The organism is Streptomyces sp. NPDC055239 (assembly GCF_053606205.1).
The window spans coordinates 117,507-137,793 of the sequence record NZ_JBSGRD010000019.1; the positions used below are offsets into that span (position 1 = coordinate 117,507).

General features: G+C 70.1%; 17 protein-coding genes. 9 read left to right on the top strand and 8 right to left on the bottom strand.

Translation table 11 applies throughout. From position 1 onward, the window contains the following. The first annotated feature begins 2 nt into the window (after positions 1 to 2). Entirely contained in the window at positions 3 to 761 is a 759-nt protein-coding gene (locus ACWFRJ_RS40725) for a VOC family protein (protein ID WP_453543402.1), read from the top strand. Positions 762 to 909: 148 nt separating this feature from the next. On the opposite strand, the gene ACWFRJ_RS40730 is transcribed toward ACWFRJ_RS40725, so the two are convergent. Beyond that, positions 910 to 1,788, bottom strand: coding sequence for a LysR family transcriptional regulator (locus ACWFRJ_RS40730; RefSeq protein WP_453543404.1), 879 nt, complete (start codon positions 1,786 to 1,788; stop codon positions 910 to 912). A gap of 135 nt (positions 1,789 to 1,923) precedes the next feature. On the opposite strand from ACWFRJ_RS40730, the gene ACWFRJ_RS40735 reads away from it, so the two are divergent. The 4 genes from ACWFRJ_RS40735 (at position 1,924) to ACWFRJ_RS40750 (ending at position 6,895) form a co-directional block, all read left to right on the top strand. Continuing rightward, positions 1,924 to 2,595, top strand: coding sequence for a succinate dehydrogenase (locus ACWFRJ_RS40735; protein WP_453543446.1), 672 nt, complete (start codon positions 1,924 to 1,926; stop codon positions 2,593 to 2,595). 3 nt (positions 2,596 to 2,598) lie between these two features. After that, complete coding sequence (locus ACWFRJ_RS40740; protein ID WP_453543406.1) at positions 2,599 to 4,557, top strand: fumarate reductase/succinate dehydrogenase flavoprotein subunit; 1,959 nt, start codon at positions 2,599 to 2,601, stop codon at positions 4,555 to 4,557. Continuing rightward, positions 4,554 to 5,300, top strand: coding sequence for a succinate dehydrogenase/fumarate reductase iron-sulfur subunit (locus ACWFRJ_RS40745; protein ID WP_453543408.1), 747 nt, complete (start codon positions 4,554 to 4,556; stop codon positions 5,298 to 5,300). Before ACWFRJ_RS40740 ends, ACWFRJ_RS40745 begins: the two co-directional genes overlap by 4 nt. 83 nt (positions 5,301 to 5,383) lie before the next feature. Beyond that, entirely contained in the window at positions 5,384 to 6,895 is a 1,512-nt protein-coding gene (locus ACWFRJ_RS40750; RefSeq protein WP_453543410.1) for an acyl-CoA synthetase, read from the top strand. A 9-nt stretch (positions 6,896 to 6,904) separates the two neighbouring features. Here the strand turns inward: ACWFRJ_RS40750 and ACWFRJ_RS40755 are convergent, their stop codons facing one another. Further along, positions 6,905 to 7,804 carry a LysR substrate-binding domain-containing protein gene (locus tag ACWFRJ_RS40755; protein WP_453543412.1) on the bottom strand — a complete coding sequence of 300 codons (900 nt, stop codon included), beginning with the start codon at positions 7,802 to 7,804 and terminating at the stop codon, positions 6,905 to 6,907. Between the two features lie 165 nt (positions 7,805 to 7,969). Here ACWFRJ_RS40755 and ACWFRJ_RS40760 point away from each other — a divergent pair, with 165 nt between their 5' ends. The 4 genes from ACWFRJ_RS40760 to ACWFRJ_RS40775 all read left to right on the top strand — a co-directional run bounded on the left by ACWFRJ_RS40760 (position 7,970) and on the right by ACWFRJ_RS40775 (position 11,921). After that, positions 7,970 to 8,980, top strand: coding sequence for an aldo/keto reductase (locus ACWFRJ_RS40760; protein WP_453543414.1), 1,011 nt, complete (start codon positions 7,970 to 7,972; stop codon positions 8,978 to 8,980). A gap of 65 nt (positions 8,981 to 9,045) precedes the next feature. Beyond that, entirely contained in the window at positions 9,046 to 9,471 is a 426-nt protein-coding gene (locus ACWFRJ_RS40765) for an SRPBCC family protein (protein ID WP_453543416.1), read from the top strand. A gap of 116 nt (positions 9,472 to 9,587) precedes the next feature. After that, complete coding sequence (locus ACWFRJ_RS40770; RefSeq protein WP_453543418.1) at positions 9,588 to 10,382, top strand: SDR family NAD(P)-dependent oxidoreductase; 795 nt, start codon at positions 9,588 to 9,590, stop codon at positions 10,380 to 10,382. 12 nt (positions 10,383 to 10,394) lie between these two features. Beyond that, the gene (locus ACWFRJ_RS40775; protein WP_453543420.1) at positions 10,395 to 11,921 is read left to right on the top strand and encodes an FGGY-family carbohydrate kinase; all 1,527 of its coding nucleotides are present in this window, start codon (positions 10,395 to 10,397) and stop codon (positions 11,919 to 11,921) included. A gap of 10 nt (positions 11,922 to 11,931) precedes the next feature. Here the strand turns inward: ACWFRJ_RS40775 and ACWFRJ_RS40780 are convergent, their stop codons facing one another. The 6 genes from ACWFRJ_RS40780 to ACWFRJ_RS40805 form a co-directional block, all read right to left on the bottom strand. Then, complete coding sequence (locus ACWFRJ_RS40780) at positions 11,932 to 12,807, bottom strand: glycoside hydrolase family 16 protein (protein WP_453543422.1); 876 nt, start codon at positions 12,805 to 12,807, stop codon at positions 11,932 to 11,934. A 207-nt stretch (positions 12,808 to 13,014) separates the two neighbouring features. Beyond that, complete coding sequence (locus ACWFRJ_RS40785) at positions 13,015 to 15,360, bottom strand: ATP-binding cassette domain-containing protein (protein ID WP_453543424.1); 2,346 nt, start codon at positions 15,358 to 15,360, stop codon at positions 13,015 to 13,017. A 39-nt stretch (positions 15,361 to 15,399) separates the two neighbouring features. Then, positions 15,400 to 16,401, bottom strand: coding sequence for an LLM class flavin-dependent oxidoreductase (locus tag ACWFRJ_RS40790; RefSeq protein WP_453543426.1), 1,002 nt, complete (start codon positions 16,399 to 16,401; stop codon positions 15,400 to 15,402). A 130-nt stretch (positions 16,402 to 16,531) separates the two neighbouring features. Then, positions 16,532 to 18,763, bottom strand: coding sequence for a 1,4-alpha-glucan branching enzyme (gene glgB / locus ACWFRJ_RS40795; RefSeq protein WP_453543428.1), 2,232 nt, complete (start codon positions 18,761 to 18,763; stop codon positions 16,532 to 16,534). After that, positions 18,763 to 20,106: a maltokinase N-terminal cap-like domain-containing protein gene (locus tag ACWFRJ_RS40800; RefSeq protein ID WP_453543430.1), complete on the bottom strand. Its 1,344-nt coding sequence runs from the start codon at positions 20,104 to 20,106 to the stop codon at positions 18,763 to 18,765. Before ACWFRJ_RS40800 ends, glgB begins: the two co-directional genes overlap by 1 nt. A gap of 13 nt (positions 20,107 to 20,119) precedes the next feature. Next, positions 20,120 to 20,287, bottom strand: a 168-nt coding sequence (locus ACWFRJ_RS40805; RefSeq protein WP_453543448.1) for an alpha-glucosidase C-terminal domain-containing protein, incomplete at its 5' end; no start/stop codon positions are given.

Here is a 20,287-nt window from a genome sequence, read left to right on the forward strand (position 1 = left end):
ACGTGTCCTCCGGAGAGATCCAGTGGGTGTACGCCTTCGTGGACCGGCCGGGGGACCGGTTCGGGCAGGCCCATGCCTTCTGGGCGGCGGTCACCGGAACGCGGCTCTCCGCGTTCCGGGGCGAGGACGATCAGTTCGTGACGCTGCTTCCGGACGGCGCCGACGCCGTTCTGAAGGCACAGGCGGTCGGAGGACCCGGCGGCGCGCATCTCGACTTCGCCGTGGACGATGTCGCCGCCAAGGCGCGCGAGGCCCGCGCGCTCGGGGCCACGCCGGTCTTCGCGGAGGAGGGCCTCGAGGTCCTGCGCTCGCCGGGTGGGCAGCTGTTCTGCGTGGTGACGTGGGAGGGCGAGAAGATCCGCCCCGAGCCGCTCGTCGCGCCGGACGGGACCACGAGCCGCCTCGACCAGGTGTGTCTCGATGTGCCGCAGGCGGTGTTCGAGGCGGAGACGGCGTTCTGGCCCGCCTTCACGGGGTGGGCTGCGCGGGCGGGCTCGCGGCCGGAGTTCCACCTCGTCGAGCCGACCGCGCGGCTGCCGATCCGGATCCTGCTCCAGCGCCTCGACGGCGACGGGCCCGCCGGGGCGCACCTGGACTTCTCCTGCTCCGACCTCGACGCGGACCGCGTCCGTCACGAACGGCTCGGCGCCGAGGCCGTTTGGCGGGGGCCGCACTGGATCGTGATGCGGGACCCGGCGGGCGGCACGTACTGCCTGACGATCCGGGATCCCGAGACCGGCGCTCTGCCCTCTGCCCGTTAGTCACCTGCGGGCCCGGTGGGGGCTGAGCGCGCAGTTCCCCGCGCCCCTTACAGGGCGCTGGGAACCCGGCGCCAGCAAGCTGAGCGCCCGTAGGGGCGCGGGGAACTGCGCGACCAACCCCCACCGGGCCCGCGGGTACACACAACCCTCACCGCTCCAAAAGCATCCGCTGCAGCTCCCGCGCAGCCCGTGGCGGAGCCACATCGCTGCGGTGTGCCAGTGCGATCGTGCGGTGCAAAGTCGGCCGGGCAAGGGGAGTCATGCGCAGGCCGCGACCGGCGCGTTCGGCCACCATGCGCGGCACGACCGCGACCCCGAGCCCCGCCTGAACGAAGCCGAGCACCGCGTCCATCTCACCGCCCTCGACCGCGAACTCCGGCTCGAACCCCTCGGCCCGGCAGGCGGCGACCGTCAGTTCCCGCAGGTCGTAGCCGTGCCGGAACATCACGAGGCGCTCCCGCTGGAGATCGGCGACCCGCACGGTCCTGCCGACGAACTTGGGCGCGTCCGGCGACGACACCACGACCAGGTCCTCGCGGAGCAGCTCCACGGTGGTCAGGGCGGGCGACGGGCTCGGCAGCGGGAGCACGACCACGGCCAGGTCCAGGGCGCCGCGTGCCAGTTCGCGTACGAGATCGTGGGAGCCGCTCTCCTCCAGGAGGAGCTGGATGCCGGGGTGCCGGTCGTGGAAGGCGCGAAGCACATCGGGCAGCAGGCCGGTACAGACGCTGGGCGTCGCCCCCAGGCGGATCCGGCCGCGCCGCAGCTGGGCCAGCTCCTGCACCTCGATCCGGGCCGTATCGGCGTCCGCGAGGATCCGGCGGGCCAGCGGCAGCAACGCCTCGCCCGCGTCGGTCAGCGCGATGTTGCCCCGAGCCCTGCTGAACAGCTCGGCGCCCAGCTCCTTCTCCAGGGCGCGGACCTGCTGGGAGAGCGAGGGCTGCGATACGTGCACCTGCTCGGCGGCCCGCGTGAAATGCCGGGTCTCGGCCACCGCGACGAAGTAGAGGAGCTGCTGGAACTGCATACACAGCAGCGTACGGCCGATGATAGCCGTTCGCTATCGAGATGAGCTGATCCATCTCTTGGACCGATCGGGACCTTCGGCCGTAGCGTCGGTCCCATGGCTCTGGCAACGCGGACGGACCGAAAACGGTCGTCGATGACGCGCACGATCTGGGACTCGTCCGTCGGCAAGAAGACAGTGATGGCCGTGAGCGGCCTGATCATGCTGCTCTATCTGATCGCACACATGATCGGAAACCTGAAGATCTTCTTCGGGCCCGAGGAGCTGAACCACTACGCCCACTGGCTGCGCACGGTCGGCGAGCCGTTCATGCACTACGAGTGGACGCTCTGGCTGATCCGCGTCCTGCTCGTCGTCGCCGTGGTCGCGCACGCCGTCTCCGCCTACCAGCTGAGCCGCCGCGACATCAAGGCACGCCCCACCAAGTACGTCCACAAGAAGGCGGGCTCGAGCTTCGCCACGCGCACGATGCGCTGGGGCGGGATCATCCTCGCCCTGTTCATCGTCTGGCACATCCTGGACCTGACGACCGGCACCGTGCACCCGGGCGGCTACGAGCACCTGCACCCGTACCAGAACATCATCGACACGTTCTCCACGTGGTACGGCAACGTCATCTACATCGTCGCCGTCGTCGCCCTCGGCTTCCACGTCCGCCACGGGCTCTGGAGCGCCGCGCAGACCCTCGGCGCGGGCAAGGCGACCCGCGACCGCGCCCTCAAGATCATCGCCAATGGCGTCGCGCTCGTCCTGACGGCGGGCTTCGTCGTCGTCCCCGTGGCCGTCATGACCGGAGTGGTGAGCTAGCAGATGAATTCCTCCCGTGAGTACGCCGAGTACACGACCGGGGAGCCGGTCGTCGATACCAAGGCACCCGCAGGTCCCGTCGCCGAACGCTGGGACACCCGCCGCTTCGAGGCCAAGCTGGTCAACCCCGCCAACCGCCGCAAGCACACCGTGATCGTCGTCGGCACCGGCCTCGCGGGCGGCTCCGCGGGTGCCACGCTCGCCGAACAGGGCTACCACGTCGTGCAGTTCTGCTACCAGGACTCACCGCGCCGCGCCCACTCCATCGCCGCGCAGGGCGGCATCAACGCCGCGAAGAACTACCGCAACGACGGCGACTCCGTCCACCGGCTCTTCTACGACACCGTCAAGGGCGGCGACTTCCGCGCCCGCGAGTCCAACGTCCACCGCCTCGCGCAGATCTCGGTGGAGATCATCGACCAGTGCGTCGCGCAGGGCGTGCCGTTCGCGCGCGAGTACGGCGGGCTCCTCGACACCCGCTCCTTCGGCGGCGTACAGGTCTCCCGCACGTTCTACGCACGTGGCCAGACGGGGCAGCAGCTCCTCCTCGGCGCGTACCAGGCGCTCTCGCGGCAGATCGCGGCGGGCAACGTGGAGATGCATCCGCGCACCGAGATGCTGGACGTCATCGTCGTGGACGGACGCGCCCGCGGCATCGTCGCCCGCGACCTGATCACCGGCAAGATCGAGACGTACTTCGCCGACGCGGTGGTCCTGGCCTCCGGCGGCTACGGCAACGTCTTCTACCTGTCGACGAACGCCATGAACTCCAACGCCACGGCCATCTGGCGGGCCCACCGGCGCGGCGCCTACTTCGCCAACCCCTGCTTCACGCAGATCCACCCGACGTGCATTCCCCGTACCGGTGACCACCAGTCGAAGCTGACGCTGATGAGTGAGTCGCTGCGCAACGACGGCCGGATCTGGGTCCCCAAGGCTCACGGCGACGACCGCCCGGCGAACGAGATCCCCGAGGACGAGCGCGACTACTACCTGGAGCGCATCTACCCCGCCTTCGGCAACCTCGTGCCCCGCGACATCGCCTCGCGCGCCGCCAAGAACGTGTGCGACGAGGGCAGGGGCGTGGGCCCCGGCGGGCAGGGCGTCTACCTCGACTTCGCCGACGCCATCGCACGCATGGGCAAGAAGGCGGTCGAGGCCAAGTACGGCAACCTCTTCGACATGTACGCGCGGATCACCGACGAGGACCCGTACAAGACGCCGATGCGCATCTACCCCGCCGTTCACTACACGATGGGCGGACTCTGGGTCGACTACGACCTGCAGACCACCGTTCCCGGCTTGTTCGCGGTCGGCGAGGCCAACTTCTCCGACCACGGCGCGAACCGGCTCGGTGCGTCGGCCCTGATGCAGGGCCTGGCCGACGGCTACTTCGTACTGCCGTCCACGATCAACGACTACCTCGCGCGCAATCCGCACCACGACGCCATCTCCGACGAGCACCCCGTCGTACGGGAAGTGCTCGACGAGACCGCCGACCGCATCACCCGTCTCCTGGCGGTCGACGGGGACCGCACCCCCGACTCCTTCCACCGTGAACTCGGCGAGCTCATGTGGGAGTTCTGCGGCATGGCCCGTACGGAGACGGGTCTGCGCAAGGCCCTTGAGCGCATCCCGCAGATCCGCGAGGAATTCTGGCGCCGCCTCAAGGTCCCCGGCACCGGAGAGGAGTTCAACCAGTCCCTGGAGAAGGCGAACCGCATCGTCGACTACCTGGAGCTGGCCGAGCTCATGTGCCTCGACGCCCTGCACCGCGCCGAGTCCTGCGGCGGCCACTTCCGCGACGAGTCGCAGACGCCGGACGGCGAAGCGGCGCGGCACGACGAGGAGTTCAGCTACGCGGCCGCCTGGGAGTTCACCGCCACGGGTGAGGCTCCCACCCTTCACAAGGAAGACCTCGTCTTCGAGTACGTCCACCCCACTCAGCGGAGCTACGCATGAAGCTCACCCTGCGCGTATGGCGCCAGCAGAACGCCGACGCCGACGGCGCCATGTCCACCTACGAGGTGGACGGCATCTCGTCCGACATGTCCTTCCTGGAGATGCTCGACACCCTCAACGAAGAGCTCATCGTCAAGGGCGACGACCCCGTCGCCTTCGACCACGACTGCCGCGAGGGCATCTGCGGCGCGTGCTCGCTCGTCATCAACGGCGACGCGCACGGTCCCGAGCGCACCACCACCTGCCAGCTGCACATGCGGTCCTTCGATGACGGCGACACGATCGACATCGAGCCGTGGCGCGCCGCCGCCTTCCCTGTCGTCAAGGACCTGGTCGTGGACCGCTCGTCCTTCGACCGGATCATCCAGTCCGGCGGCTACATCAGTGCCCCCACCGGCGCTGCCCCCGAGGCCCACGCGGCGCCCGTGCCGAAGCCGGACGCGGACTTCGCGTTCGAGCACGCGGAGTGCATCGGCTGCGGGGCGTGCGTCGCCGCCTGCCCCAACGGCTCGGCGATGCTGTTCACTTCGGCGAAGGTCAACCACCTGGGCGTTCTGCCGCAGGGCGCTCCCGAGCGCGAGACGCGTGTCCTGGACATGGTCGCGCAGATGGACGAGGAGGGCTTCGGCGGCTGCACGCTCACCGGCGAGTGCGCCACCGCTTGCCCGAAGGGCATCCCGCTGCCTTCCATCTCCGCGATGAACAAGGAGTGGTTGCGGGCCACGAGGAAGGTGAGCCGCTAGGCACTGCGTGGGGCCGTCGGGAGCTGCGGGTCTGGCTGGTCGCGCAGTTCCCCGCGCCCCTTCGGGGCGCTACCGTCGCCCGCATGCACCCGGGAGCGTACGACCCCGCCAGGCCGGCCGTCGTCACCGCCGACGGCACAAGAACCCTCACCTACGGACAACTCGAAGAACGTTCCCTGCGGCTCGCGGATCATCTGCGGGCCGCAGGCTTGCGTCGGGGTGACCACCTCGCCCTGCTCTGCGACAACGACCCGCGGGCCCTCGAGGTCTACTGGGCGGCGCTGCGCTCGGGCCTCTATCTCACCGCCGTCAACCACCACCTCACGACGGACGAGGCCGCGTACATCGTCCGCGACTGCGGGGCGAAGGTGCTGGTCATCTCCGGATCGCTCACCGAAATGGGCGCGGCTGTCATGGAGTTGGCGGGCGGTCCGCCGATCCGGCTCGGGCTCGACGACGGATCGTACGAAAAGGCCCTGGAGTCCGCATCCGCCGAGCCGCCCGCCCACCAGCCGCGCGGCACCGACATGCTCTACTCCTCCGGCACCACGGGCCGCCCCAAGGGCATCAAGCCCGCGCTGCCCGAGGGCGACGTGCGCGATGAGCCGAGCGCCTATGTGCTGATCTTCCAGGCGATGTACGGCTTCGGCGAGGACACCGTCTACCTCTCGCCCGCTCCGATCTACCACGCGGCGCCCCTGCGCTTCTGCGGGGTCGTCACGGCGCTCGGCGGCACGGTCGTCCTCATGAACGTCTTCGACGCGGAAGGCGCCCTTGCGGCCGTGGAACACCATCGGGTCACGCACAGCCAGTGGGTGCCGACCATGTTCGTACGGATGCTGAAGCTGCCCGCCGAAGTGCGCGAGCGCTACGACCTGTCCTCCATGAAGGCGGCCATTCACGCCGCCGCGCCCTGCGCCGTCGAGGTCAAGCGGCGGATGCTGGAGTGGTGGGGGCCCGTCCTTTACGAGTACTACTCGTCGACGGAGGGCAACGGCATCACGTTCATCTCGCCCGAGGAATGGCTGCGCAAGCCCGGCTCCGTGGGCAAGGACGGATTCCTCGGTGAGCTGCGGATCTGCGACGAGGCGGGCGAGGTGCTGCCGAGCGGCGAGACCGGCATCGTCTATTTCAAGCGTGAGGAACTGTCCTTCCGCTACCACAACGACGACATCCGCACCCGCGATGCCCAGCACCCCGCGCATCCGAACTGGACCACCACGGGCGACATCGGGCACATCGACGAGGACGGCTATCTCTTCCTCACCGACCGCAAGGCATTCATGATCATTTCGGGTGGCGTGAACGTCTACCCGCAGGAGGCCGAGGACTGTCTCGTCCTGCATCCGGCGGTCGCGGACGTCGCCGTGATCGGAGTGCCGGACGCGGAGATGGGGGAGGCGGTCAAGGCGGTGGTGCAGCCGGCCGACGGGGTGGCCGCGGGGCCCGGTCTCGAGCGGGAGCTGATCGCCTTCGTGCGGGAGCGCATCGCCCACTACAAAGCGCCGCGCTCCGTGGACTTCGCGGATTCGCTGCCCCGGACGCCCACCGGGAAGCTCGTCAAGTCCGCGCTCCGGAAGGCGTACTGGGACTGAGCAGGCATGTCAGTCGATGGTGCCGCCCGCCAGGACCGTCTCGCGGAAGGACGCGACCACCGGCCGCAGATCGATCGTGTGCCAGGCCGCCCAGAGGTGAACGGACGCCTTGTGCCAGGGCAGTTCGCGTACGGCGACGCCGTCCGTCGTGCCGCGCACCATGCTCTTCTGGATGAGCGCGAGGCCCAGACCGGAGGCCACGAGGCCGAGCGCGGTGAGCGGCTCGGCGGCATCGAGGCGGATGTCCGGGGTGAAACCGGACGCCACGCACGAGGCGAGGAAGGTGTCGCGCCAGGCGGGATCCTGGGAGTTCTCGACCGCGATCCACGCCTGGCCGTCCAGGTCGCCCGGTGTCAACTCCGCCTGTGCGGCGAGCGGATGGGACTCGGGGAGTGCCAGCAGCAGCGGATCTTCGAGGAGGGGCGCTGCCAGGAGGTCCGGATCGTCCTGCGCGGGCGGCTCCTGGACGAGGGCGATGTCGAGGCTGCGCTGCCGCAGGCCCTCGAACTGCTCCGCCGTGGAGAGGCTGTAGAGGGCGACATGGATGCCGGGACGCTCCTCCTGAAGGGTGCGCAGCGCGCCGGGCAGGACGCCGGTGTGCATGGCGTCGCCCACGTACCCGATGCACAGACCGCCCTCTTCGCCGCGGCCGAGCCTGCGCCCCAGGTTCTCCAGGCGGTCCGCGTGCCGCAGCAGGGCGCGGGCCTCGCTCAGGAAGACCCGGCCGTCCGACGTCAGGCGGATGCGCTGCTGGCTGCGCTCGAACAGGGCGAGGCCGAGCTGCTTCTCCAGCTGGGCGATCTGGCGGCTGAGCGGTGACTGGGAGATGTGCAGCGCCTCGGCCGCGCGGCCGACGTGTTCCGTCTCGGCGACGGCCACGAAATAGCGGAGTTGTCGCAGGTCAAGCATGTAAGACCTCGGAGGACTCAAGTATGTCCAAGCGAGTCTTGGACAGTCTCAAGCATCGATCCTAACCTCGAACTCGTAAGGCCGACGGATCACCCGGTTCACCCGGTCCCCCCCCGGAACCGCCGCCGGAACCACTCGAAATCCACCACCGCGAGGACGACCCCCATGAGCATCAAGTCCCTCCTGCCCGGAGCCCTCGGCTTCGGCACCGCCCCGCTCGGCAACATGTTCCGGGCCATCCCCGACGAGGAGGCCGCCGCCACCGTCGAGGCCGCCTGGAACCAGGGCATCCGCTACTTCGACACCGCGCCCTTCTACGGCGCCGGCCTCTCCGAGATCCGGCTCGGCGACGTCCTCGCGGGCCACCCCCGCGACGAGTACGTCCTGAGCACGAAGGTCGGCCGCGTCATCCTGGACGAGGTCGAGGACCCCGCCGCCCGTGACCTCGGCGAGAAGGGCGGCCTCTTCGAGCACGGCCGCCCGAACAAGATGGTCAACGACTACACGGCCGACGCCACCCTCCGCTCCATCGAGGACAGCCTGAAGCGGCTGCGGACGGACCGGCTCGACGTCGTGTGGGTGCATGATGTCGCGCAGGACTTCTACGGCGACGAATGGCTGGCCGCCTATGAGACAGCCCGCACGGGCGCTTTCCGCACCCTGGACCGGCTGCGCGACGAGGGCGTCATCAAGGGCTGGGGCCTTGGCGTCAACCGCGTGGAGCCGCTGGAGCTCACCCTCGACCTGGACGAGCCGAAGCCCGACGCCTTCCTCCTCGCGGGCCGCTACACCCTCCTCGACCACGACCGCGCCCTCCAGCGCCTGCTCCCGGCCGCCGAGGCCCAGGGCGTGGACATCGTCGTGGGCGGGCCCTACAGCTCGGGCATTCTTGCGGGCGGCGCGCACTTCGAGTACCAGAAGGCGCCCGCGGAGATCATCGCCAAGGTCGAGCGCATCAAGGCGCTCGCCGAGCGCCACGGCGTCGGCATCAAGGCCGCCGCCCTGCAGTTCTCCCTCGCCCACCCGGCGACGGTGGCGGCGATCCCCGGAGCCACCAAGCCCAGCCGCATCGCCGAGGACGTCGCAGCCCTCGGCGAGACGGTCCCGGCCGCGTTCTGGACCGACCTGCGCGCGGAGAAGCTGATCGCCGCGGACGCGCCGGTGCCCACCGCCTGACTTCCGACTGGCCCCACCCATAACCCCGTACACCCGTGTATCCGTACGTCCCTCAAGGAGAAACCGTGGCTTCCACCTCCGCGTCCATCGAGATCCCCGTACCGGCCGACCGCGTCTGGCAGCTCATCGGCGGCTTCGACTCGCTGCCCGACTGGCTGCCGTTCATCCCCGCAAGTGAATCCAGCGAGGGCGGCCGCGTGCGCAGCCTGACGAGCGAGGACGGCGGCGTCATCATCGAGCGCCTCCTGACGTTCGACGACAGGGCGCGCACCTACAGCTACTCGATCCTGAAGGCCCCCTTCCCCGCCACCGACTACGTGGCCACCCTCAAGGTGCACGAGGTGCCCGGACAGTCCGGACAGGGCGCGTCCCGCGTGGAGTGGTCCGGCGTCTTCACCCCGGTGGGTGTCGGCGACGACGAGGTCGTCGCCCTGTTCCACGGCATCTTCAGCGACGGTCTCGCCGCCCTGAAGCAGACACTCGCCGCCTGAGCGCACGCCGGATTCCGCAGTCGCCCACGCCCCCGGAATGATCTACTGGGCCCGGGGGCAGAGCGGGGCCGCGCACGGGGTCCCGCCCAGTCGAACCACAGCAGGAGGTACGCAGCATGCTCGTCGATCTCTCCGGCAAGACCGCCCTCGTCACCGGATCGACCCAGGGAATCGGGGCGGCCATCGCGGTCGGCCTGGCGAAGGCCGGTGCCCGGGTGGCCGTCAACGGACGGTCCGCGGCCTCCGTCGACAAGGCCGTCGACCGGCTGAAGGGGGAGCACGGCGCCGCCGAGTTCTTCCCGGCCCCCGGCGACATCTCCACCGACGAAGGGGCGGCCCAGGTCTTCGCGGCCGTCCCCCAGGCGGACATCCTCATCAACAACCTCGGCATCTTCGGCGCGCAGCCGGCCCTCGACATCAGCGACGAGGAATGGCGCCGCTACTTCGAGGTCAACGTACTGACCGCCGTCCGCATGATCCGCCACTACCTGCCCGGGATGAAGGACCGCTCCTGGGGACGGATCCAGAACATCGCCAGCGATTCGGCGTTCGTCGTACCCGCCGAGATGATCCATTACGGCACGTCGAAGACCGCGCTCCTCGCCGTCTCCCGAGGCTTCGCGAAGGAGGCCGCCGGGTCGGGCGTGACCGTCAACTCCGTGGTCGCGGGCCCCACTCACACCGGCGGTGTGGAGGACTTCGTGTACGAGCTCGTCGACTCCGCGCTGCCCTGGGACGAGGCGCAGCGCGAGTTCATGGTCAAGCACCGCCCGCAGTCCCTGATCCAGCGGCTCATCGAGCCCGAGGAGATCGCGCACATGGTGGTCTACCTCAGCTCCCCGCTCGCCTCCGCCACGACGGGCGGCGCGATCCGGGTCGACGGCGGCTACGTGGACTCGATCGCCCCGTAGCATCCCGTAGTCATGACCTCCGCCACCGCGCCCCGCACCACGTCCCGCACCGTGCCCCGCACGGGCCTCCTGCTCGGCGTCGACATCGGGACGTCCTCCTCCAAGGGTGTCCTCGTCCGCCCCGACGGCACGCTCGTCGCCCAGGCCCAGCGCGAGCACGCCACGTCCACGCCGCACCCCGGCTGGTTCGAGCACGACGCGGAGGGCGTGTGGTGGGCCGACTTCCGTTCCCTGGCACGGGAGTTGCTGGCCGGGCTGCCCCCGGGCGAGTCGCTCACCGCGGTCGGCGTCAGCGGCATCGGCCCCTGCCTGCTCCCCGTCGACGAGAAGGGCACGCCGGTCCGCCCGGCCATCCTGTACGGCGTCGACACCCGGGCCGGGGCCGAGATCGCCGAGCAGAACGAGCGCTACGGCCCCGACGACATCATCCGCCGCTGCGGCTCACCCCTGACCAGCCAGGCGATTGGCCCGAAACTGGCGTGGCTGCGCCGCAACGAGCCGACGGCCTACCGGTCCACCCGCCGCTGGTACATGGCGAGTTCGTACCTCGTGCACCGCCTCACCGGCCGGTACGTCCTCGACCACCACTCGGCGAGCCAGTGCACTCCCCTGTACGACCTGGCGGCCCGAGCCTGGATCGACGAGCGCTGCCAGGAGATCGCGCCGGGCCTGGAGTGGCCCGAGCTCGTCTGGCCCTCCGACGTCGTCGGCGCCGTGACCCCCGATGCCGAGGCCCTCACGGGCCTCCCCGCGGGCACCCCCGTCGTCGCGGGCACGGTCGACGCCTGGGCGGAGGCGGCCGGAGTCGGCGTCGCCGCTCCCGGTGACCTCATGCTCATGTACGGCACGACGATGTTCCTGGTCGGCATTCAGCCGCGGCCGCTGACCAGCCCGCACCTGTGGGGCACGGCGGGCGCGTTCCCCGGCACGTACTGCCTGGCCGCCGGGATGGCGACGTCGGGCGCGGTCACCGGCTGGCTGCGCGACCTCACCGGCACCTCGTACGAGCAACTGACCGCGGAGGCAACCGCGTTGCCGCCCGGCGCCGAGGGTCTGCTGATGCTGCCGTACTTCGCGGGGGAGCGCACCCCGCTCTTCGACCCCGACGCGCGGGGACTCGTGCACGGCCTGACGCTGCGGCATGGCCGGGGTCATCTCTATCGCGCCGCACTGGAAGCAACCGCGTACGGCGTCCGGCACAATCTCGCCGCCATGGCCGAGGCGGGCGCCACCGCCGAACGCCTGGTCGCGGTCGGCGGTGGCGCCCGTGCGCTGTGGACCCGGATCGTCTCCGACGTGACCGGTCGCGAGCAGCATCTGCCGCGTCACACCATCGGCGCCGCGTACGGCGACGCGTTCCTCGCTGCGGTCGGTGCCGGGCTCGCCGAGCCGGGCGACATCGCGCACTGGAACCCGACGGTCGAGGTGGTCACCCCGGAGGTGACCGCCTCGACCGTCTATGACCAGCTCTACGGGCTCTACCTCGATCTGTATCCGGCGACCCGCGAGGCCGCGCACCTGCTGGCGCGCCTCAACTAGCGTGTGCCACCTAGTTGTTTGTGGTCACGTGGACGTAGTCGACGACGAGCTGCTGCGGGAAGCTCGTGTTGCCGTCCGGGTCGCCGGGCCAGTAGCCGCCGACCGCGAGGTTGAGGATCAGGAAGAACGGCTTGTCGAAGACCCACTTGTTGCCGTTCAGGTCGGCAGGTGTGCGGGTCTGGTAGACGTTGCCGTCCACGGACCAGGTGACCTTGTTCGGTGACCAGTCCACCGCGAAGGTGTGGAACTTGTCCGAGAACGCCTCGCCGCCGGGCAGCGTGTAGCCCGCGCCGATGCCGCCCGAGCCCGAGTAGCCGGGGCCGTGCAGCGTGCCGTGGACGGTGCCCGGTTCGAAGCCGACGTTCTCCATCACGTCGAGCTCACCGCTGTTGGGCCACCCGACACTGCCGATGTCGGCGCCGAGCATCCAGAACGCGGGCCACATGCCCTGCCCCTTCGGCACCTTCATCCGGGCCTCGACATGGCCGTACGTCTGCGTGAACTTGCCCGAGGTGTTGAGCCGGGAAGAGGTGTACTCACACTTGCCGTACCAGCACTGGTAGTTCTCGGGGTTCTCCTTGCGGGCGGTGATGACCAGATTGCCCTGGCCGTCGAGGGCGGCGTTCTTGTTGCCCGATGTGTAGTACTGCCGCTCGTGGTTGTTGACGTTGTCGCCGGTCTCGATCTGCCACTTGCTGCCGTCGACCCCGGACCCGGCGGGGCCGTTGAAGTCGTCGGTGAAGGTGGCGGCGGCGGCTGAATTCGCCGGGGAGGACGAGGGGGCCGCCGACGCTCCGGCGGGGAGTCCGGCCATGGCCGAGGCACAGCAGGCCAGGGCGACCGTGGAGAGTGTCGCGCGGCGGCGCCAAGAGGTGTGCACTGTCATCACATCGCTTCACGTGGGGGTGGCGAGTAAGTGGGGGGTGCGAGATGGGTGGGGGGTAGTGAGGTGTACGCATATCAAGTCAAGACATGCGCATGACAACACGACATCGAGAACTGAACGCGGCGGGCGATCAACCCCGAGGCTTTGTTCAGTACTTGATTTAAGGCAGCCTCCGGTTCCGCGTCAAGGAGTTGGTGCGGACCAATCTCACAGGCCCCCGGCCGTCGCCCGCGCCAGATACGGCGCCGTCCGGCTCCCCTCGACCCCCGCCACCACATCGGGCGGCCCCGCGGCGACCACACGACCGCCTGCGTCACCGCCGCCGGGGCCCAGGTCGATCACCCAGTCCGCGCCCGCCACCACCGCCATGTCGTGCTCGACGACCACCACCGAATGGCCCGCGTCGACCAGGCCGTGCAGCTGACGCATCAGGACCTCGACGTCGGCCGGGTGGAGTCCGGTCGTCGGCTCGTCCAGGAGGTAGAGGGTGTGACCGCGCCGCACACGCTGCAACTCGCTCGCCAGCTTGATGCGCTGGGCCTCGCCGCCGGAGAGCTCCGTCGCGGGCTGCCCCAGGCGCAGATAGCCGAGACCCACGTCCAGGAGGGTCCGCAGGCTGCGCGCGACGGCCGGGGTGTCCGCGAAGAACTCCGCGGCCGACTCCACCGTCAGGTCGAGCACCTCCGCGATGTTCCGCCCCTGGTACGCCACTTCGAGCGTCTCGGGGTTGTAGCGCGCACCCCCGCAGTCGGGGCACGGCGCGTACGTACTGGGCAGGAAGAGCAGTTCCACGCTCACGAACCCCTCGCCCTGACAGGTCTCGCACCGCCCGCCCGCGACGTTGAACGAGAAGCGCCCGACGCCGTAACCCCGTGTCCGTGCCGCTTCCGTGGCCGCGAAGACCTTGCGCACGACGTCGAAGAGGCCCGTGTAGGTGGCCAGGTTCGAGCGGGGCGTGCGGCCGATCGGCTTCTGGTCGACGCACACCAGGCGCCCCACGCCGTCAAGGTCCTCGGTGACCTCGCCGATGAGCGTGGACTTGCCCGAACCGGAGACGCCGGTGACCGCGGTGAAGGCGCCGAGTGGGAACTCGGCGCTCACGTCACGCAGGTTGTGGCGGCTCACGGGGCCGACCTTCAGCCAGCCGTGCGGGGTACGCACCTGACGCACCGGAGCGGGCTCGCGAGCGAAGAGGAAACGGGCCGTCGCGGACTCCGTGACGTGCTCCAGATCCGCCACCGGGCCACTGTGCAGGACCTGGCCGCCGTGCTCACCGGCGTCCGGGCCCACGTCGACGAGCCAGTCCGCGTGGCGCATGACATCGAGATGGTGCTCCACGACGAAGACCGAGTTGCCCGCGGCCTTGAGCCGGTCGAGGACGGCGAGCAGGGACTCCGTGTCCGCCGGGTGCAGACCGGCCGACGGCTCGTCGAGGACGTACACGACTCCGAAGAGCCCCGAGCGCAACTGGGTTGCCAGGCGCAGCCGTTGGAGCTCACCCGTGGAGAGGCTGGGTGTGGCGCGGTCCGGGCTCAGATAGCCGAGGCCCAGCTCGGTGATCGTGGCGATGCGGGCGAGGAGGTCGTCGGACAGGACACGCGCCGCCTCCGAACCCGTGCTGCCCTCAAGGGCCTTGGCCAGTTCCGACAGGGGCAGAGCGGAGAGGTCGGCGATCGTGCGGCCCGCGAACGTGACCGCCATCGCCTCCGGGCGGAGCCTGCTGCCCCCGCAGGCCGGGCAGTCGGCGCTCGCCAGGAACCGCTCGGCCTTGGCGCGCAGCGTCTGGCTCTTGGAGTCCGAGAACGTCTTCATCACATAGCGCTGTGCGCTCATGTACGTGCCCTGGTAGGGGCGTTGGATGCGGCCCGCGTCCCGCACCGGGTGCACCGTCACCACCGGCTGTTCGTCCGTGAACAGGATCCAGTTCCGGTCCGCCTGTGGCAGCTCGCGCCAGGGAAGGTCGACGTCGTACCCCATGGCGTCCAGGACGTCACGCAGGTTCTTGCCCTGCCAGGCGCCGGGCCAGGCCGCGATCGCGCCCTCCCGGATGGAGAGGGACGGATCGGGGACCAGGAGCTCCTCGCTCGTCCGGTGCACGCGGCCGAGCCCGTGGCACTGAGGACAGGCCCCGGCCGCCGTGTTCGGCGAGAAGGCGTCCGAGTCGAGCCGCTCGGCGCCCTCCGGATAGGTGCCGGCGCGGGAGAAGAGCATGCGCAGCGAGTTCGAGAGGTTGGTGACGGTGCCCACCGACGAGCGGGACGTGGGCGCCGAGCGGCGCTGCTGGAGCGAGACCGCAGGGGGCAGGCCGGTGATCTCACCGACCTTCGGCGCGCCCACCTGGTGGATGAGGCGCCTGGCGTACGGGGCGACGGACTCGAAGTAGCGGCGCTGGGCCTCCGCGTAGATCGTCCCGAAGGCGAGCGACGACTTCCCCGAACCGGAGACACCGGTGAAGACCGCGAGGACGTCACGCGGGACGTCCACGTCGACGTTCCGCAGATTGTGCTCGCGGGCACCCCGGACACGGACGAACGGATCGTGGGGGCTGTGCATGGGGACTCCGTACGCGGCTCGGGGGCAAACCCCACGATTCTAGGTCGCGGCCAGACCCGCGACCCGGGAGAGGCGCCGGAAGGAGTCGAGCAGGCCTTCGCGGTCGTACGTACTGGTCGTGACCAGGACTTCTTGCGCCCCGCTCTCCTTGATCAGTGTCTCGAGCTCGTCGGCCACCTGCTCCTCCGTGCCGTGGATGTGGCCGAGGAGCCCGGATTCGTAGAAGCCGCGCTCCTTCTCGGTCATCGTCATCCCCGGCGACTCGACGCGCTCGGCCGGAGGCAGCGGCGGGAACGTGCCGTGGGTGCGCGAGTACGCCATCGACCACGCCTCCGGGATCAGCAGGCGGCGGGCCTCCTCGGGCGTCCCGGCGACGGCGATGGTGCCCGAGACGACGACGTACGGCTCGCTGGACCACTGCGAAGGCCGGAACGACGAGCGGTACTGCTCGATACCGCGGAGCATCTTCTCGCGGCTCCTGATGTCGCCGATGACCATGGGGAGCCCGGCCTGTGCCGCGATGGTCGCGCCCTCGCCCATGGCGAGGACGAACGGCGGGACCGTCAGGCCCTCGGCGGGGCGGGCGTGGGCTCCGGTGTCCGATGTGCCGCGGAACCAGCCCAGGAGCTCGGTGAGCTGCGCCGCGAAGTCCTCCGCGTCGTGCTTGTCCCGGCCAAGGGCCTTGCGCACCCCGTCGGTGAAGCCCACGGAGCGGCCGAGCCCCATGTCGATGCGCCCGGGGTGGAGCGCTTCGAGAACACCGAACTGCTCGGCGACGATGAGGGGCTGATGGTTCGGCAGCATCACGCCGCCCGTGCCGACCCGGATGGTGCGCGTCGCGGCGGCGACGGCCGCGGCGAGAACGGTCGGCGCGGATCCCGCGACGCCCGGGACCGCGTGATGTTCGGACACCCAGAAACGGTGGTAGCCGAGCGCTTCGAGCTCCTGGGCCAGGCGCACGGTGTCGCGCAGGGCCTCGGGACCGTCGTGCCCCTCGCGGGTGCGGGAACGGTCGAGTACGGAGAACCGGGTTGCTTCCACGCGAAACCTCTTCTCCGGCTGATCTCCTCCGCGATTCTGCGGTCTGGCGGTTTTACGCTTTCAATTTTCCGTCAGGTTGGCGGGGCGGGCAAAGTGATTTTGATCTCCGCGATTCAGATCTCCGTGAGGTTCACGCCGGATACAGCCACAGTGTGGCCAGCGGGGGGAGAGTCACGCGGAGGCGGGCCGGAAAGGCTCCGGTGGCCTCGGGGGCCGGTCGCAGCGGGTCGGGATTGCGTACGTCTGTGCCGCCGTAGTGGGCCGCGTCGGTATTGAGCGCCTCTCTCCAGGCGCTGACGGTGTCAGGCACCCCGAGCGGATAGCTGTGGCGTACCACCGGGGAGAAGTTGCTGACGGCCAGGAGCGGCGTCCCGTCGGCCGCGAAGCGCAGGAACGCCACCACATTGTCCTGGGCCGCGTCCGCCTCGACCCAGGCGAATCCGGCCGGGAACGTGTCCTGCTCCCACAGCGCGGGGGCGGCCCGGTACTGATGGTTGAGGTCGCGCACCAGCCGCTGCACGCCACGGTGATCCGATTGCGCCGGATCGGACGCGTCCAGAAGCCCCCAGTCCAAGCCGTGTTCCTGTGACCACTCGGCGCCCTGGGCGAACTCCTGCCCCATGAAGAGGAGTTGCTTGCCGGGGTGGGCCCACATGAAGCCCAGGTAGGCGCGGTGGTTGGCGCGCTGCTGCCACCAGTCACCCGGCATCTTGGACACCAGCGCGCCCTTGCCGTGTACGACTTCGTCGTGCGAGATCGGGAGGAGGTAGTTCTCGCTGTACGCGTAGACCATCGCGAAGGTCAGCTCATGGTGGTGGTACTGCCGGTGTACGGGCTCGTGCTGGATGTACTCCAGGGAGTCGTGCATCCAGCCCATGTTCCATTTCAGGCCGAAGCCCAGGCCGCCGAGGCCGCCCGGGCCGGTGTGGTGGGTGGCCCGTGTGACGCCGTCCCACGCCGTCGACTCCTCGGCGATGGTGACCACCCCGGGGCAGCGGCGGTAGACCGTGGCGTTCATCTCCTGCAGGAACGACACCGCGTCCAGGCTCTCCCGGCCGCCGTGTTCGTTGGGCGCCCACTGCCCGTCCTCGCGTGAGTAGTCGAGGTAGAGCATCGAGGCCACCGCGTCCACCCGCAGCCCGTCGACATGGAACTCCTCGCACCAGTAACTCGCGTTGGCCACAAGGAAGTTACGTACTTCTCGGCGCCCGAAGTCATAGGTGAGAGTGCCCCAGTCGGGGTGCTCGGCACGCCGGGGGTCCCGCGGCTCGTACAGCGGCTCCCCGTCGAATGCCGCCAGCGCCCAGTCGTCCTTGGGGAAGTGCCCCGCGACCCAGTCCACGATCACGCCGATGCCCGCTTGGTGCAGCGCGTCGACCAGGTGGCGGAAGTCGTCGGGCGTGCCCAGGCGGGCGGTCGGCGCGTAGAGCCCCGTGGCCTGATAGCCCCACGACCCACCGAAGGGATGCTCGGCCACCGGCAGGAACTCCACGTGCGTGAACCCGGCATCGGCGACGTATTCCGTGAGCTGTTCGGCGAGCTCCCGGTAGGAAAGGCCGATCCGCCAGGAGGGCAGATGGACCTCGTACACCGAGAAGGGGGCCCGGCACACGGGGCGGTCCGCCCGGTGCGCCATCCATTCCGCGTCTCCCCACACGTGGGCCGACCGCGTGACCACCGATGCGGTCGCGGGCGGTACCTCCGCGCGGCGGGCCATCGGATCCGCGCGCAGGGTGTGGGTGCCGTCAGGGCGTGTGATGTCGAACTTGTAGAGGTCCCCCTCGCCGACACCGGGAACGAACAGCTCCCACACGCCGGTCGAGCCGAGAGAGCGCATGGGGTAGGCGGATCCGTCCCACCCGCAGAAGTCCCCGCACACCCTCACGCCCCTGGCGTTGGGCGCCCACACGGTGAATCGGGTGCCCGCGACACCCTGGTGGGTCATCGGGTGTGCTCCAAGGGCCTTCCACAGCTCCTCGTGCCGACCCTCACCGATCAGGTGCAGATCGAGTTCGCCCAGAGCGGGCGTGAACCGATAGGGGTCCTGGAGCTCGATGTCCCGGCCGTCGTACGTCACCCGCAGCGCGTACTCGGGGATCGACGCGATCGGCAGAACACCCGAGAAGAAGCCGTCTCCCTCGTCGCGCAGGCTCGTGACCCGCTCACCGACGACGAGCTTCGCTGCCTGGGCGTACGGGCGCAGGACCGTGAAGGCCACGCCACCGGGTACCGGATGCGCGCCGAGCAGTGCGTGCGGGTCGTGGTGCGTGCCCGAGAGGAGGCGCCCGCGGTTCTCCGCGTCGAGTCGCGGCGCGGCAGGGCGTGATCGGGTGACGGCTGCCGTGGACACGGACGTGGACATCAGTGGCCCTTCGCGAGACGGGCGATCGCCGCCATGGGGACGGGCAGCCAGTCCGGACGGTGCCTGGCCTCGTACAGCGCTTCGTACACCGCCCGGTCCGTCTCGTAGGCCCGCAGGAGCGCACCCTGCTGCCGCGGGTCCCACGCCGACTCGGCGGCGTAGCCCGCGCAGTAGGCGTCCCGGCACCGCTGCGCCCACTCGGGCCGCCAGGGACGTCTGGCATGGGCCGCGTAGTCGAAGGAGCGGAGCATGCCCGCGATGTCGCGCACGGGGGCCTGGCCGCGTCTGCGTTCGGCGACCGGGCGGGCCGGTTCGCCCTCGAAGTCGATGACGAACCACCGGGGCCCGGCCCGCAGGACCTGGCCCAGGTGCAGGTCCCCATGGATCCGCTGTTCCGGCCTGCCGAGGACGCGCGCTCCGACCACGTCGTACGCGGCTTTCAGACGGGCCACGTAAGGGACGAGCCCCGGAACCTGACGGGCGGTGGTGTCCAGGCGCGCGCTCATCGCGGCGGCGAGCCGACCGCCCCCGTGCCGGTCCGGGAGACCGGGCGCGAAGGCGTGGGCAAGGGCCAGATGCACTTCGGCGGTGGCACGCCCCAGTTCGTACGACTCATCGGTGAAGTCCCGGCCCGACGCGAGGGCTTGCAGAGCCAGGGTCCAGCCGTCGGTCGCCTCGCGCAGGAAGGGCTGGAGCACTCCGAGTGTCGTCCTGCGGGGCTCGGCGGTCCAGAACCAGGCCACGGGAGCGGGTACGCGGGCGCAGCCCTCGCGGGCAAGCGCCCAGGGAACCTCGAGGTCCGGGTTGATGCCGTACTGGATGCGGCGGAAGAGCTTCAGGATGAAGGAATCGCCGTACACCAGTGAGGTGTTGGACTGCTCTCCGTCCAGAATGCGGGGCGTGAGCCCCGGGGGTATCGCGGTCTGTGTGTCGCGTTCGAAGCGCAACGGGCCTGCCGCGCCCGGGGTGCGCAGGCGTTCGAGGAGCAGCATGGCGGAGCGGGGGTCGTGGAGGGCGTCGTACACGGTGAACCCCTCGAAGGGGCCCGCACCGGCTCGGCCGATGACGGCGTGGTGGAGGTGCGGCGGCAGGTCCTGGCTGACGCCGAGGAGCAGTTGGTAGCAGCCGTCGCTCGATCCGGCGTGCCGGGAGCGGATCAGCAGGTGCAGGCAGCCGGGGTGCAGCTCGGTCATCGACACCACGTTCAGTTCCGTGATGGGAAGGCCTTTGCCCGCGAACCACCGTTGCTTGGGCAGCCACTCCTCGAGCATCCCACCCAGTGACGTGAGCAGGAGCGGAGGACTGAGGGGGGTGCCGCGCGACGGCGTAGCGGTCTTCAACATGCGACACGTCCCTTCACAGGTACACGGCGGGGTCCGCCGGGCGGCGCGGGGCCACGTCCTCGTGCAGTCGGAACCAGTAGAAGCCGTGTCCGGCCAGGGTGAGCAGGTAGGGCAGTTCGCCGATGGCCGGGAAGCGCACTCCGCCGATCAGCTCGACCGGGTGGCGGCCGTTGAAGGTCTG

What these genes read in the sequence shown, in the direction of transcription:
- ACWFRJ_RS40730 (WP_453543404.1), bottom strand. Translation starts at nt 1,788, where the DNA reads ATGCAGTTCCAGCAGCTCCTCTACTTCGTCGCGGTGGCCGAGACCCGG.
- ACWFRJ_RS40735 (WP_453543446.1), top strand. Translation starts at nt 1,924, where the DNA reads ATGACGCGCACGATCTGGGACTCGTCCGTCGGCAAGAAGACAGTGATG.
- ACWFRJ_RS40740 (WP_453543406.1), top strand. Translation starts at nt 2,599, where the DNA reads ATGAATTCCTCCCGTGAGTACGCCGAGTACACGACCGGGGAGCCGGTC.
- ACWFRJ_RS40745 (WP_453543408.1), top strand. Translation starts at nt 4,554, where the DNA reads ATGAAGCTCACCCTGCGCGTATGGCGCCAGCAGAACGCCGACGCCGAC.
- ACWFRJ_RS40750 (WP_453543410.1), top strand. Translation starts at nt 5,384, where the DNA reads ATGCACCCGGGAGCGTACGACCCCGCCAGGCCGGCCGTCGTCACCGCC.
- ACWFRJ_RS40755 (WP_453543412.1), bottom strand. Translation starts at nt 7,804, where the DNA reads ATGCTTGACCTGCGACAACTCCGCTATTTCGTGGCCGTCGCCGAGACG.
- ACWFRJ_RS40760 (WP_453543414.1), top strand. Translation starts at nt 7,970, where the DNA reads ATGAGCATCAAGTCCCTCCTGCCCGGAGCCCTCGGCTTCGGCACCGCC.
- ACWFRJ_RS40770 (WP_453543418.1), top strand. Translation starts at nt 9,588, where the DNA reads ATGCTCGTCGATCTCTCCGGCAAGACCGCCCTCGTCACCGGATCGACC.
- ACWFRJ_RS40775 (WP_453543420.1), top strand. Translation starts at nt 10,395, where the DNA reads ATGACCTCCGCCACCGCGCCCCGCACCACGTCCCGCACCGTGCCCCGC.
- ACWFRJ_RS40780 (WP_453543422.1), bottom strand. Translation starts at nt 12,807, where the DNA reads ATGACAGTGCACACCTCTTGGCGCCGCCGCGCGACACTCTCCACGGTC.
- ACWFRJ_RS40785 (WP_453543424.1), bottom strand. Translation starts at nt 15,360, where the DNA reads ATGCACAGCCCCCACGATCCGTTCGTCCGTGTCCGGGGTGCCCGCGAG.
- glgB (WP_453543428.1), bottom strand. Translation starts at nt 18,763, where the DNA reads ATGTCCACGTCCGTGTCCACGGCAGCCGTCACCCGATCACGCCCTGCC.
- ACWFRJ_RS40800 (WP_453543430.1), bottom strand. Translation starts at nt 20,106, where the DNA reads ATGTTGAAGACCGCTACGCCGTCGCGCGGCACCCCCCTCAGTCCTCCG.